The sequence below is a fragment of the Pseudomonas idahonensis genome (genome assembly GCF_037903935.1).
In the GTDB taxonomy this organism is placed as follows: Bacteria; Pseudomonadota; Gammaproteobacteria; order Pseudomonadales; family Pseudomonadaceae; genus Aquipseudomonas; species Aquipseudomonas danubii.
The window spans coordinates 3652569-3666954 of sequence record NZ_CP149586.1 but is presented as its reverse complement, the minus strand read 5'-3'; the positions used below and the strand labels follow the sequence as shown (position 1 = coordinate 3666954).

General features: G+C 64.3%; 10 protein-coding genes. 4 read left to right on the top strand and 6 right to left on the bottom strand.

What is annotated here, in order from left to right:
* Positions 1-14 precede the first annotated feature (14 nt).
* The 4 genes from WIN67_RS16485 to WIN67_RS16470 all read left to right on the top strand — a co-directional run bounded on the left by WIN67_RS16485 (position 15) and on the right by WIN67_RS16470 (position 7794).
* The gene (locus WIN67_RS16485; RefSeq protein ID WP_102879180.1) at positions 15-3122 is read left to right on the top strand and encodes an efflux RND transporter permease subunit; all 3108 of its coding nucleotides are present in this window, start codon (positions 15-17) and stop codon (positions 3120-3122) included.
* Positions 3119-4612 (top strand): efflux transporter outer membrane subunit, encoded by a 1494-nt coding sequence (locus tag WIN67_RS16480; RefSeq protein ID WP_317068793.1) that lies wholly within the window; start codon positions 3119-3121, stop codon positions 4610-4612. The genes WIN67_RS16485 and WIN67_RS16480 overlap by 4 nt, the downstream gene beginning before the upstream one ends.
* Positions 4613-4833: 221 nt before the next feature.
* On the top strand, positions 4834-6909 hold the full coding sequence (locus WIN67_RS16475) for a putative bifunctional diguanylate cyclase/phosphodiesterase (protein WP_339069323.1): 2076 nt from the start codon (positions 4834-4836) through the stop codon (positions 6907-6909).
* Positions 6910-7047: 138 nt separating this feature from the next.
* The gene (locus WIN67_RS16470; RefSeq protein WP_102879187.1) at positions 7048-7794 is read left to right on the top strand and encodes an SDR family oxidoreductase; all 747 of its coding nucleotides are present in this window, start codon (positions 7048-7050) and stop codon (positions 7792-7794) included.
* Between the two features lie 115 nt (positions 7795-7909).
* Here WIN67_RS16470 and WIN67_RS16465 read toward each other — a convergent pair whose 3' ends face one another.
* From WIN67_RS16465 to mapR, 6 genes are all read right to left on the bottom strand, one after another.
* Positions 7910-8464, bottom strand: a complete 555-nt coding sequence (locus tag WIN67_RS16465; RefSeq protein ID WP_339069320.1) for a hypothetical protein — start codon at positions 8462-8464, stop codon at positions 7910-7912.
* A 43-nt stretch (positions 8465-8507) separates the two neighbouring features.
* A complete protein-coding gene (locus WIN67_RS16460; RefSeq protein ID WP_339069319.1) occupies positions 8508-9299 on the bottom strand; it encodes a PoNe immunity protein domain-containing protein in 792 nt (263 codons plus the stop codon).
* A gap of 14 nt (positions 9300-9313) precedes the next feature.
* Positions 9314-10099 (bottom strand): PoNe immunity protein domain-containing protein, encoded by a 786-nt coding sequence (locus WIN67_RS16455; protein WP_339069317.1) that lies wholly within the window; start codon positions 10097-10099, stop codon positions 9314-9316.
* A gap of 116 nt (positions 10100-10215) precedes the next feature.
* On the bottom strand, positions 10216-11016 hold the full coding sequence (locus WIN67_RS16450; protein ID WP_102879191.1) for a PoNe immunity protein domain-containing protein: 801 nt from the start codon (positions 11014-11016) through the stop codon (positions 10216-10218).
* 14 nt (positions 11017-11030) lie between these two features.
* Positions 11031-12086 (bottom strand): hypothetical protein, encoded by a 1056-nt coding sequence (locus WIN67_RS16445; protein ID WP_123390633.1) that lies wholly within the window; start codon positions 12084-12086, stop codon positions 11031-11033.
* An 803-nt stretch (positions 12087-12889) separates the two neighbouring features.
* Positions 12890-14299 carry a GntR family transcriptional regulator MpaR gene (gene mapR / locus WIN67_RS16440; RefSeq protein WP_053151441.1) on the bottom strand — a complete coding sequence of 470 codons (1410 nt, stop codon included), beginning with the start codon at positions 14297-14299 and terminating at the stop codon, positions 12890-12892.
* Positions 14300-14386 lie beyond the last annotated feature (87 nt).

Genomic DNA, 14386 nt, shown 5'->3' with positions numbered 1-14386 from the left:
CGGGGCGTTCAGCCATGAACCTGTCCGGACCTTTCATCAAGCGCCCGGTGGCGACCATGCTGCTGTCGTTGGCGATCATGCTGCTGGGCGGCGTCAGCTTCGGCCTGCTGCCGGTGTCGCCGCTGCCGCAGATGGATTTCCCGGTGATCGTGGTCCAGGCCAGCCTGCCCGGGGCCAGCCCCGAGGTCATGGCGTCCACCGTGGCCACGCCGCTTGAGCGCTCGTTCGGCGCGATTGCCGGGGTCAACACCATGAGCAGCCGCTCCAGCCAGGGCTCGACCCGGGTGATCCTGCAGTTCGACCTGGACCGCGACATCAATGGCGCAGCCCGGGAAGTGCAGGCGGCCATCAACGCCTCGCGCAACCTGCTGCCCAGCGGCATGCGCAGCATGCCCACCTACAAGAAGGTCAACCCGTCCCAGGCGCCGATCATGGTGCTGTCGCTGACCTCCGATGTGCTGGAGAAGGGCCAGCTCTACGACCTGGCCTCGACCATCCTGTCCCAGAGCCTGTCCCAGGTGCAGGGCGTGGGCGAAGTGCAGATCGGCGGCAGCTCCTTGCCGGCGGTGCGCATCGAGCTGGAGCCGCAGTTGCTCAACCAGTACGGCGTGGCCCTGGACGACGTGCGCAACGCCATTGCCAACGCCAACCAGCGTCGGCCCAAGGGTTCGGTGGAGGACGAGCAGCGGCTGTGGCAGATCCAGGCCAACGATCAGCTGGAAAAGGCCCGCGACTACGAGCCGCTGATCATCCACTACAAGGACGGTGCGGCCCTGCGTCTGAAAGACGTGGCCAAGGTCAGCGACGGCGTGGAAGACCGCTATAACAGCGGTTTCTTCAACGACGATGCGGCGGTGCTGCTGGTGATCAACCGTCAGGCCGGGGCCAACATCATCGAGACGGTGAACGAGATCAAGGCCCAGTTGCCGGCGTTGCAGGCGGTGCTGCCGGCCAGCGTCAAGCTCAACCTGGCCATGGACCGCTCGCCGGTGATCAAGGCCACCCTGCACGAGGCGGAGATGACCCTGTTGATCGCCGTGGCCCTGGTGATCCTGGTGGTGTTCCTGTTCCTCGGCAATTTCCGCGCGTCGGTGATCCCGACCCTGGCGGTGCCGGTGTCCCTGGTGGGCACGTTCGCCATCATGTACCTGTACGGGTTCTCCCTGAACAACCTGTCGCTGATGGCGCTGATCCTCGCCACCGGGCTGGTGGTGGACGACGCCATCGTGGTCCTGGAGAACATTTCCCGGCACATCGACGAAGGTATCGCGCCGATGAAGGCGGCGTACCTGGGGGCCAAGGAGGTGGGCTTCACCCTGCTGTCGATGAACGTGTCGCTGGTGGCGGTGTTCCTGTCGATCCTGTTCATGGGCGGGATCATCGAGAGCCTGTTTCGTGAGTTCTCCATCACCCTGGCAGCGGCCATCGTGGTGTCCCTGGTGGTGTCCCTGACCCTGACCCCGATGCTCTGCGCCCGTTGGCTCAAGCCCCACACCCCGGGCCAGGAAAACGCCTTGCAACGCTGGAGCCGGCGTAGCAACGAGTGGATGGTGGGCAAGTACGCCACCAGCCTGGACTGGGTGCTGCGGCACAAGCGCCTGACCCTGCTCAGCCTGCTGGTCACCATTGGCGTCAACGTGGCCCTGTACGTGGTGGTGCCCAAGACCTTCATGCCGCAGCAGGACACCGGCCAGTTGATCGGCTTCGTGCGCGGCGACGACGGCCTGTCCTTCAGCGTGATGCAGCCGAAGATGGAGATCTTCCGCCGCGCGGTGCTCAAGGACGCCGCGGTGGAAAGCGTGGCCGGCTTTATCGGCGGCAGCAACGGCACCAACAACGCCTTCATGCTGGTGCGCCTCAAGCCGATCAAGGAGCGCGACATCTCGGCGCAGAAGGTCATCGAGCGTTTGCGCAAGGAAATGCCCAAGGTGCCCGGCGCGCAACTGATGCTGATGGCCGATCAGGACCTGCAGTTCGGCGGCGGCCGCGAGCAGACCACCTCGCAGTACTCCTACATCCTGCAAAGCGGCGATCTGGGCGAGCTGCGCCAGTGGTACCCGAAAGTGGTGACCGCGCTGCGCGCCTTGCCTGAGCTGACCGCCATCGACGCCCGCGAAGGCCACGGCGCCCAGCAAGTGACTCTGATCGTCGACCGTGACCAGGCCAAGCGCCTGGGGGTGGACATGGACATGGTCACCGCCGTGCTCAACAACGCCTACAGCCAGCGGCAGATCTCCACCATCTACGACAGCCTCAACCAGTATCAGGTGGTGATGGAGGTCAACCCGAAATACGCCCGGGACCCGATTACCCTGAATCAGGTGCAGGTGATCACCAGCGAGGGCGCGCGGATTCCCTTGTCGACCATCGCCCACTATGAAAACAGCCTGGAAGACGACCGGGTCAGCCACGAGGGGCAGTTCGCCTCGGAAAGCATTTCCTTCGACATGGCCGAAGGCGTGACGGTGGAGCAGGGCACCGCGGCCATCGAACGGGCGATTGCCAAGCTGGGCATGCCCGAGGACGTGATCGTCAAGATGGCCGGCACCGCCGACGCCTTCGCCGCCACCCAGAAGAGCCAGCCGTTCATGATTCTCGGCGCGCTGCTGGCGGTGTACCTGGTGCTTGGGGTGCTCTATGAAAGCTACATCCACCCGCTGACTATCCTCTCCACCCTGCCATCGGCCGGGGTCGGCGCCTTGCTCTCGATCTACGTGCTGGGCGGCGAGTTCAGCCTGATCTCGCTGCTGGGGCTGTTCCTGCTGATCGGGGTGGTGAAGAAGAACGCGATTCTGATGATCGACCTGGCACTGCAGTTGGAGCGCCACCAGGGCCTGGACCCGCTGCAATCGATCCGCAGTGCCTGCCTGCAGCGCCTGCGACCGATCCTGATGACCACCCTGGCGGCGATTCTCGGTGCCTTGCCCTTGTTGCTGGGCAACGCCGAAGGCTCGGAAATGCGCCAGCCCCTGGGCCTGACCATCATTGGCGGCCTGGTCTTCAGCCAGATCCTGACCCTTTACACCACCCCGGTGGTCTACCTCTATCTCGATCGCCTGCGCCACAAGTTCAACCACTGGCGTGGGGTCCGTACCGATGCTGCTTTGGAAACGCCGCTATGACCGACCATTCGTCCCGTCCTGTTTCTCCGCTGTCCGCCCAGCGCCTGGCCATGGCCCGGGGTTCGCGGGCCTTGAGCCTGGGCCTGTGCGTGGCGCTGCTCAGTGCCTGCGCCATCGGTCCCGACTATCAGCGGCCCCAGGTGGCCGAACCGGTGCAGTACAAGGAGGCCCAGGGCTGGCGTCAGGCCAACCCCAGCGATGCCCTGGCCCGTGGCGCCTGGTGGGAGCTGTACGGCGACACGCAGCTCAATGGCCTGATCGAGAAGCTCAACAACTCCAACCAGAGCGTCGCCCAATCGGAAGCGCAATACCGTCAGGCCCAGGCCCTGGTGCGCAGCTCCCGGGGGGCGTTCTTTCCCAGTGTCGACTTGAGCGCCGGCAAGACCCGCGCCAGCCAGGGCACCGGCAGCAGCAACTCGGGGCTGAGCAGTTCCAGCAGCGGCATTCGTGACACTTACAACACCCAATTGGGGGTGAGCTGGGAGGCGGACATCTGGGGCAAGCTGCGCCGCGGCCTGGAAGCCAATCAAGCCAGTGCCGAGGCGAGCTTCGCCGATCTGGCGGCCATGCGCCTGAGCCAGCAGTCGGAGCTGGTGCAGAACTACCTGCAACTGCGGGTGATCGATGAGCAGAAGCGCTTGCTGGAAGCCACGGTGGCGGCTTACCAGCGCTCCCTGACCATGACCCAGAACCAGTATCAGGCCGGGGTGTCCGGCAAGGATGCGGTGGCCCAGGCCCAGACCCAGCTCAAAAGCACCCAGGCCGACCTGATCGACCTGATCTGGCAGCGGGCGCAGTTCGAGAACGCCATCGCAGTGTTGATCGGCGTGCCGCCGGCGCAGTTCAACCTGGCAGAAACCCCGCAGATTCCGGCGCTGCCCCAGGTGCCCCTGGCGCTGCCCTCGCAGTTGCTGGAGCGGCGTCCGGACATCGCCTCGGCGGAGCGTTCGGTGATCGCGGCCAACGCCAATATCGGCGTGGCCAAGGCCGCCTATTACCCGGACCTGACCCTGAGCCTGGCCGGAGGCTACAGCAGCAGTACCTACGCCGACTGGATCAGCGTGCCGAACCGGTTCTGGTCGGTGGGGCCGAAACTGGCCATGACCCTGTTCGATGGTGGCCAGCGCTCGGCGGAAGTGGATCGCACTGAAGCCGCCTACGACCAGACCGTGGCCAAGTACCGACAGACTGTGCTCGACGGTTTCCGCGAGGTGGAGAACTACATGATCCAGCTCAAGGTTCTGGAAGACGAAGCCCAGGTGCGCCAGCAGGCCCTGGATTCGGCGCGTGAGGCCCTGCGCCTGACCGAGAACCAGTACAAGGCCGGATTGATTGCCTACCTGGACGTGGTCACCAGCCAGGCCACTGCCCTGAGCAACGAACGCAGCGTCCTCAGCCTGCTGCAGAGCCGGTTGATTGCCAGCGTGCAATTGATCGCCGCGCTGGGGGGTGGCTGGGATGGTCAGGTGCAGGGCGAAGAGCAGAAATAGGCCGCCGCCAGGGCTTTGCGCAGGGGGAGATGCAGGCCCCCTGCGACATGGGCAAAGCCTTTGGCCACAAGGGCTGTAGGGGTATTAAGGGCCCGTGCCAGACGTTCTGTCTGGCTACTGGCTTTTTGCTCACTTTGTAGATGCGTTCTTCTACGCAATCAGTACAATCTGCGCTTTTTCCCGCCGAGCAAACTGTCGGCACAACGACCAAGAGATGCCCCATGCTCATCGGTAGTTACTCCCCCGCACTGGTCGTGATTTCCATTTTCGTGGCGATCCTCGCTTCCTATACCGCCCTTGATCTCACCGGTCGCATTGCCACCACCAAAGGCCGTGCAGCCTATCTATGGATGTGCGGCGGAGCCCTGGCCATGGGCGTTGGTGTGTGGTCGATGCACTTTATCGGCATGCTCGCGTTCGAGCTGCCCATCGACCTGGGCTACGACATCGTGCTGACCGCCTTGTCGTTGCTGATTTCCATCCTGTCCTGTGGTTTTGCCCTGTGGCTGGTGAGCCAGCCGCGTCTGCCGCTGGGGCAATTGCTGTTCGGTGCCTTGATCATGGGCACCGGCATCAGCGGCATGCACTACACCGGCATGGCGGCCATGCGCATGCAGCCGGGTATCGACTACGACCCGAGCCTGTTCAGCGCTTCGTTGCTGATTGCCTTTGGTGCTTCGCTGGCGGCGTTGTGGATCGCCTTTCGCCTGCGCCAGAACACGCCCCATGTGCGTCTTGCCCGTACCGGCGCGGCGATTGTGATGGGCTTTGCCATTGTCGGTATGCACTACACCGGCATGGCCGCGGCGCGTTTCGCCGATGGCAGCTTCTGCGGTGCGCTGGGCAGTGGCTTGAGCGGCAACGGCCTGGACAATCTGGTGCTGATCACCACCCTGGCGGTGCTGATCATTGCCTTGCTGACCTCGGTGCTGGATGCGCGGCTGGAAGCCCGCACCGCAGTGCTGGCGCAGTCCTTGACCGAGGCCAACAAAGAACTGACCCAGCTGGCCCTGCACGACACCCTGACCGGGTTGCCCAATCGCATCCTGCTGGCGGACCGCATCGATCAGGCCATGCACCGGGTCACCGCCCATGGTGGCTGCTTTGCGCTGATGTTCATCGATCTGGACGGCTTTAAGCCGGTCAATGACGCCTTCGGTCACCACATGGGCGACCAGTTGCTGCGAGAAGTGGCCCAGCGCCTGCGCGAGGACCTGCGCACTGAGGACACCCTGGCGCGGATCGGTGGTGACGAGTTCGTGCTGCTGGTACAGCTCGGCGAGCCGGAAGATGCGCTGCGGCTGGCGGCACGCCAGGTGGGCCTGGTGTCCCGTTCGTTCCGCGTGGCCGACCACGATTTGCAGATCTCCGCCAGCATCGGCATCGCGGTGTATCCCGGCAATGGCCTGACCGCCCAGGAACTGTTGATGAACGCCGACGCGGCCATGTATCACGCCAAGGCCACCGGCAAGAACGGCTACAGCTTTTTCGACGCTTCGATGAACACCAATGCCCGGCGTCAACTGCAGTTGCTTCAGGACCTGCGCAATGCCCTGGAGCATCAGCAGTTCCGCCTGTATTACCAACCCAAGTTCGATGCCAGCAATGGTCGTCCGGTGGGGGCCGAGGCCCTGTTGCGCTGGGAACATCCGCAGCACGGCCTGCTGCTGCCGGACAAGTTCATCGAACTGGCGGAGAAGAGCGGGCTGATCATCGCCATCGGCGACTGGGTGCTGCAGGAAGCCTGCCGACAGATGCGCGAGTGGTATGTCCTGGGCTATACCCACTGGCGGATCGCGGTGAACCTCTCGGCCCTGCAGTTCTGTCACGTGGGGCTGGTCAAGAGCGTGCAGGAGGCCCTGCAGCGCTACCAGTTGCCGGCCAATAACCTGACCCTGGAGATCACCGAGACCACGGCGATGAACGACGCCGACGTCAGCATGATCGTCCTGCAGCAGTTGGCGGACATGGGGGTGGACCTGTCCATCGACGACTTCGGCACCGGCTATTCGAGCCTGATGTACCTCAAGCGCCTGCCGGCCAACGAGCTGAAGATCGACCGTGGCTTTGTCCGCGACCTGGAGCACGACAGCGACGACGCCGCCATCGTCTCGGCGATTGTCGCCCTGGGGCAGGCCCTGGGCCTGCGCATCGTCGCCGAGGGGGTGGAAACCGGGGTGCAGCAGACCTTCCTCACCCAACTGGGCTGCGATTCGTTGCAGGGCTATTACCTGGGCCAGCCATTGCCGCCCGAAGGCTTCATGCAGGGCATTCAGCTGGCTGAACACAGGTCCTGAGCAGGGCCCTGACCGTATCCCTGGCTGCAGTTCCTGCGACCTTTGGATAGGGGCTGATTGATGTCACTGCGGTTTTCATCGCTGCCGGTGCAGTGTTTAATGACGGGCGTTGAAACGATCAGTCAGGGAGTCGGCAGCATGGACAAAGTCATCGTCATCACCGGTGGCGGGCGGGGAATCGGCGCAGCCACGGCGTTGCTGGCTGCTCAGCAGGGTTTCAAGGTGTGCATCAACTATCAGGCCGACGAACAGTCGGCTCAGCAGGTTCTGGAGCAGGTCCGCGCCCTGGGCGCCCAGGCCATTGCGGTGCGGGCCGATGTCAGCATCGAGGACGAGGTCATTGGCCTGTTTCACCGGGTCGACAACGAACTGGGCCGGGTCACTGCCCTGGTCAACAACGCTGGCACCGTGGGGCACAAGTCCCGTCTCGACGAAATGTCCGAATTCCGTATCCAGAAGATCATGAAGACCAATGTCATGGGGCCGATCCTCTGCGCCAAGCACGCGGTGCTGCGCATGTCGCCGCGCCATGGCGGGCAGGGTGGCAGCATCGTCAACGTGTCGTCGGTGGCCGCGCGCCTGGGGGCTCCCGGCGAGTACGTCGACTACGCCGCCTCCAAGGGCGCGCTGGACACCTTTACCATCGGTCTGTCCAAGGAAGTGGCGGGCGAGGGCATCCGCGTCAATGCGGTGCGCCCGGGTTACATCTACACCGATTTTCATGCCCTGAGCGGCGATGCCGACCGGGTCAGCAAACTGGAATCGGCGATTCCCATGGGGCGTGGCGGACGTCCCGACGAAGTGGCCGAAGCCATTCTCTGGCTGCTGTCGGACAAGGCGTCCTACGCCACCGGCACCTTCGTCGACCTGGGCGGCGGCCGCTGAGCCCCCGCAAGTCTGCGGCCTATCCCGTAGGGGCCGGCGTGCCGGCGAAGGGGCCCTCAAGTCTTGCGCCGACTTCGCAGACGCTTTCGCTGGCAAGCCAGCTCCTACGGTTTTCTCAGCGGGCGCGGCGGCGGCCGGGGCCGATCAGCAGTGCCAGCAACAGCCCCAGCACGCTGATGCCAAAGCTCATCAACTGTGGCATCAGGTAGCCCTGGGTTTCCCCCGGGCGGGTGCAGCTGTAGCCATATCCATTGCCTTGTTCATGGGCCCAGACGCCCGGTGTGGCGCTCACGTCCACGGGCGCCGAAGGCGCGGGTTCCTCACTGGAGAACCCCAGGTTCGAATGGCTCGCGCTGCGCCTTTCCAGCTGTTCGATGGCCTGCAGCTGAGAGTCGTTGCAGCGGTTATGCGCCCAATTGCCGACCACCACCAGGACGGACAGCAGAAGCAGCAGCGGCACCGGGTAGTAACGCCGGGTCCGCAGCAGGGGCGCCACCACCAGCCCGGCCAGGAAACCCGCCAGCAGCAGATTGACCCAGAACCACGGGCCGCCTTCCCAGCTCGGCGGTATCAGCTGCACCAGCAGCGGGGGCAGCACAACGCGGGCGAACAGCAGGCACAGGGCGGCCGCGAGCAGGGTGATCAGCAGGGTCTTGATCCAGGATTTCATGGGCAATGCATAACCTTTAAGCAGGGGCGGTAAACGCGGTCTATCAGTGCTGCGCCAGCTGTTGGGGAATCGGCGGCGGGGTAAAGCGCCGGGCGTAGTCGAGCATCTCCCGGGGGAAGACCATGTGCTTGACCGCACTGTCGTCCAGGCCGTACAGGTAGGCCACTGCCGCGGCTTCAAAGGCCCAGTAGCCGAAGTAGGATTCACCGTCCAGGTGGGAGTCGTGCCATGGGGCCTGTTCGAACGCTTCGTACCACTGGTCGCAGTACTCCACCAGCAGCTCCCGGGCCTCGTCCGCTTGATCGGCGTAGATGGCCCTGATCAGCGGCGTATAGACCGGGTGGTACCACTCATCGATGTCTGCGCGGCCCGGCAGGCAGGGCTTGAGCAGGTCCTCGACCAGGGTGTCCTCGGCGTGGAAGCCGGCGCGGTCCTGCAGCGCCACCATGCGCGGCAGCAGGTCGCGGCGTTGCAGCAGGATGCACAGGCTGATGACCTGCACGTATTCCTCGTACTGGTCGAGGTAGTCCTCGATGTTCAGCGGCGCGATATCGGGCACCTCGTTGCACAGGGCCAAGGTGCGCTGATGCTCCTCGTAGCTGGCGATCAGTGCTTCCAGCTCCTGGGCCAGCTCCGGCATGGCCTTGCCGCCGGTGTAGCCCAGGATCAGATGGTCCAGGCGTGCTCGCTTGACCTCCCAGGCCTTGAGCGAGGCTTCCTGCCCGGGGTAGTCCTCTTCCATAGAATGTGTCTGCCAATGGGCTTCGGTACCCGCCAGGAACTCCAGGAGGATGTGGTACTGCTTCGGGTCGAGGAACACTTGCCTGCGTTGCATGTCAGCACCTGGTCTCAGTGGAAGGGCATCGGCGGCGGGGTAAAGCGCCGGGCGTAGTCGAGCATCTCCCGGGGGAAGATCATGTGCTTGACCGCGCTGTCGTCCAGGCCATACAGGTAGGCCACGGCAGCCGCTTCAAAGGCCCAGTAGCCGAAATAGGAACCCTCGTCGCCGTCCAGGTGGCTGTCGTGCCATGGGGCCTGTTCGAACGCCTCGTACCACTGGTTGCAGTACTCCACCAGCAGCTCCCGAGGTTCATCCGGATCTTCGGTGTAGATGGCCCGGATCAGGGGCGTGGAGACGTCGTGGAACCACTGATCAACGTCTTCACGATCCGGCAGGTAGGCCTTGAGCAGGTCCTCGATCAGGGTGTCCTGGCCGCCAAAGCCGGCACGGTCCTGCAGCAGCACCAGACGCGGTAGCAGGTCGCTGCGTTGCAGCAGGATGCACAGGCTGATGACCTGGACATATTCCTCGTACTCGTCGGGGTAGTCTTGGATGTTCAGCGGCGCGACATCCGGCCGTTCTTCATAAACCCCCATCTTGCGCTGGTAGTCCTCGTAACCTTCGATCACCCCATCCAGCTCCCGGGCCAGTTGCTCCATGGGTGCGCCGCCGGTGTAGCCCAGGATCAGGTGGTGCAGGCGCGCGCGGCACACATTGGAGGCCTTGAGGGAGGCTTCCTGCTCGGGGCTGTCGGCCATCATCGAATGGGCCTGCCAATGGGCCTCTTCGCCGGCCAGGCTTTCGAGGAAGTCGTGGTACTGCTTGTGGCTGAGAAACACTTGTCTGCGGTTCATGTCGGTGCCTTGGCTCGGTAGACGCGAATCAGGGATAAGGGCGCCCGCGAGTGGGCTGGCCCGCAGGGCTGGATCGAGGATGGAATGGGGCACTCATCGCCGGCAGGAGGCGTGTTTCAGTCCTGCGCCGCCTGCTGGGGAATCGGCGGCGGGGTAAAGCGCCGGGCGTAGTCGAGCAGGTCCCGGGGGAAGACCATGTGCTTGACCGCACTGTCGTCCAGGCCATACAGGTAGGCCACTGCCGCGGCCTCGAAGGCCCAGTAGCCGAAGTAGTAACCACCCTCGTCCATGTCCAGGTGGCTGTCGTACCACGAGGCGTGCTCGAAGGACTGGTACCACTGGTTGCAGTACTCCACCAGCAGGTCCCGAGGTTCGTCCGGGTCTTCGCTGTAGATCGCCCAGATCAGGGGCGAGTAGAGGGTGTGGTACCACTCATCGAGGTCGGCGCGATCCGGCAGGTAGGGCTTGAGCAGATCCTCGATCAGGGTGTCCTCGGCATGGTAGCCGGCACGGTCCTGCAACAGCGCCACCCGGGGCAGCAGGTCGCCGCGTTGCAGCAGGATGCACAGGCTGATGACCTGTACATATTCTTCGTAATCGTGGGGGTAGTCGTCGATGTTCAGCGGCGCGATATTCGGCAGTTCTTCACAAAGCCCCAGCTTGCGCTGGTAGTCCTCGTAGCCCTCGATCACCCCGTCCAGCTCCTGGGCCAACGCCTCCATGGACGCACCGCCGGTGTAGTTCAGGATCAGATGATGCAGGCGCGCGTCCTTGACTTCCGCGGCCTTGAGGGCGGCTTCTTGCTCGGGGCTGTCGGCCGTCATCGAGTGCATCTGCCAGCGGGCTTCGGTGCCCGCCAGGCTTTCCAGGTAGCGGTGGTAATGGGCGTGGCTGAGAAACACTTGTCTGCGGTTCATCTTGGCGCCTTGTCTCAGTAGACGGGAATCAGGGTGAAGGGCGCCTTGCGCTGCGAGGTTTCCAGCAGCAGCGTCGCCAGGTCCACTTCGGCCGGCTCCAGGTCGAGCTGCTCCAGTTCCTCTTCCAGCTGCTGCGCATTGGCGGGAAGGGCCGAGATCGGCTGGCGCAGGTAGGGGCGCGGGTCTTCGCCGTAATACACCTTGGCCGGACCGGGAGGAATGCCCTCCAGGCGGGCGAAGCCCTCTTCGTCAAGGTTGCCTTCGGCTTGCGAGCCGTCGCTGAAGATCACTCGGTAGGCGGCGCCGGACACCGGTTCCAGGTTGGGGTAGTGCAGGTTCAGCTCCAGCCAGTGGTCTTCGCCGGTGAGCTGTTCCATACCCTGGTTGACGTCCCGGGTGATGCGCGCGGCATCGCGGGTTTCAGGCTGCGCAGCGCGGTTGATGGTTGGCGTGCCGGCTTCCAGGGAGGACTGTGGCTTGGGCTGCAGGGCCGGGCCGCGGCTGTGGGCGGCGGCCGAGTTGTTGCGCTGTTCGGCGATCCACGGGGCGATGCGCTCTTGCACCGTCACCATGAGGAAGTCGGTGTGTTCGCAGGCTTCGTTGAGGTTGTGCAGCACCAGGCGCTGCTGCTGGGGCGTGAGGCCGTTGAAGGTGGTGGAGGCGCTCACGCCGCGGATGATCTCGGGCAGCTCTTCGGCCAGGCGCACGGGGTCCAGGCACTTTTCCAGCAGTTGTTCGGGGCTGGTTTTCAGGCGGCAGGCCAACAGGGTGTGGCGGATCAGGTCGAAGAGCTTCTCGGCGTGGCGCTGGGGGGCGCGATTGATCAGGCGCAGGAGGATCTTCAGGCCGTGCCCGGGGCCGGGAATCCAGCCGATCAGGGCCAGGGCCAGGTCGAAGAAGGCGTCTTCCTCGTCCTTGGGGTTGTTGATGGCGTCCAGTTCGAAGATCGCCTGGATGCAGTCGTAGGCGTTGAGTTCCTGGGTCAGCAGTGGCAGGCGGCCGCGTTCGATGGCCTTGATCAGTTCGGCCTTGGCCTCTGGGTAGTCGTCGTAATACAGGTCTTCGACCATGACGTGTTCCTTTCCCTGGAAAATTGGAGCGCGGATGCTGAATGAATTGAGGGGGTGGGGCAAGGTGCTTTGGCGGTTTTTTTATGTTGGGAGGTGTTCATTGTTGTGGTGAGGGGGGCGTTTGGTTTTGTGTGGGGGGTGAGGGGGGATATCCGTTGCTGCGGGTGGGGCGGTTGGCGGTTTCGCTCTTACAGCGACTCACTTTTGAAGAGCGCAAAAGTGAGCAAAACGCTTCTGCCCCTCCACTCGGTGCCTCGCCTAGGCTCGGCATGCCCGAACTCCGGCATTGATCCGTGGGCCGCCGCCACCGGCCATCCCTGGCCGGGTGGCGGCTAAACCGGCGTCCTGCCGGGTTACCCACGGCTCAATACCTGCGTTCGGCCATCGTGGTTAACGGGGCGTTCAGATCAAGATCAAGAGCAAGACGGCGGCCTGGCGGCCGGCCTGGTTTCATTTGTCCTTTACAGGGCGACGTTGCTCTTGGCAGGGGCGAAGGTCCTGCGGACCTTTGCGCAGCTTCGCAGGCTCAGCAGCGGCTACAGAACGCACATACTCTGTAGCCGCTGCCGCAGGCTGCGAACGGCTCCGCAGGAGACGCCACGATCTTTAGGTTGCTGTGCGTTCGACAGGCGATCGTCAGGCAAGGTCCTGCGGACCTTTGCGCAGCTTCGCCGTGGCTCAGCAGCGGCTACAGGGCCAATGCCGATCGGGGATTTGTGTAGACGCTGCCGCAGGCTGCGAACGGCTTGGGCGGCATTCCGGCGCAGCAGACGCTAAACCTGCTACCCCCTGCGCCGCACCACTCAAAAGGAGCGGATGATCCGCCCCAGGGTTTCCATGGCCTGTTCCGCCGCTTCGTTCCAGGGGCTGCCGTAGTTCAGGCGGATGCAGTTGCGAAAGCGCTGGGTCGGGGAAAAGATCGGTCCGGGGGCGATGCTGATGCCCTGGGCCAGGGCCATCTGGAACAGTTTCAACGAGTCCATCTGCGGTGGCAGTTCCAGCCACAGGAAGTAGCCGCCCGCCGGCTGGCTGACCCGGGTCTGCGCCGGGAAGTAGCGGGCAATCGCCGCCAGCATGGCGCTCTGTTGTTCTTCCAGGGCGTAGCGCAGTTTGCGCAGGTGGCGGTCGTAGCCGCCGTGCTGCAGGTAGTCGGCAATCGCCGCCTGGGCCGGCATCGAGGCGCACAGCGAGGTCATGAGTTTCAGCCGTTCGATTTTCTGCGCGTAACGCCCGGCGGCCACCCAGCCAATGCGGTAGCCGGGGGCCAGGCTCTTGGCGAAGGAGCCGCAGTGCATCACCAGGCCTTCGGTGTCGAAGGCCTTGGCCGGTTTTGGCGCTTGCTGGCCGTAGTACAGCTCGGCGTAGACGTCGTCTTCGATCAGTGGCACTTGATGCTGGCGCAACAGTTCCACCAGTTCCTGCTTCTTGGCCTCGGGCATGCTCGCGCCCATGGGGTTCTGGAAGTTGGTCATGCACCAGCAGGCCTTGATCGGGTGCCGCTCCAAGGTCTGGGCCAGGACCCCAAGGTCGATGCCGTCTCGCGGGTGCACGGGTATTTCCACCGCCTTGAGCTTGAGCCGTTCCAGCACTTGCAGGCTGGCATAGAAGGCCGGGGCCTCGATGGCCACCAGGTCGCCGGGCTCGGTCACGGCCTGCAGGCACAGGTTCAGGGCCTCCAGGGCGCCGTTGGTGATCAGCAGTTCCTCCATGGGCAGCATCAGCCCGGCCACCATGTAGCGCAGGGCGATCTGGCGGCGCAGTTGCGGGTTGCCCGGGGACATGTCGGTGACCACTACCCGCGGGTCCATCTCGCGGCTGGCGCTGGCCAGGGAGCGGGACAGGCGTTGCAGGGGGAACAGGGTCGGGCTGGGGAAGGCCGAGCCGAAGGGCACGGTGCTCGGGTCCTTGATCGAGTCGAGCACCGAGAACACCAGTTCGCTGACATCGACTTCGGTGGATTCGTTGACTTCGCTGCTGATCACCGGCTCGGAGAACGGGCTCGGTGCGTGAGCATTGACGAAGTAGCCGGAGCGCGGGCGGGCACGGATCAGACCGCGACGCTCCAGCAGGTAATAGGCCTGAAACACGGTTGACGGGCTGACCCCGTAGGTCTGGCTGGCGTAGCGCACCGAAGGCACGCGCTGGCCAGGGCCCAGGACCCCGGAGCGGATCAGTTCGGCGATGTCGTCGGCGAATTTTTCGTAGCGTTTCATCTGCGGTGCAAGATCCAGTCTGGTCATCGGGTCTAGGTGTTCAGATTCGCAAGGGAAGGCTCGACGGCCAGGGTGGGGCCCGTGGCG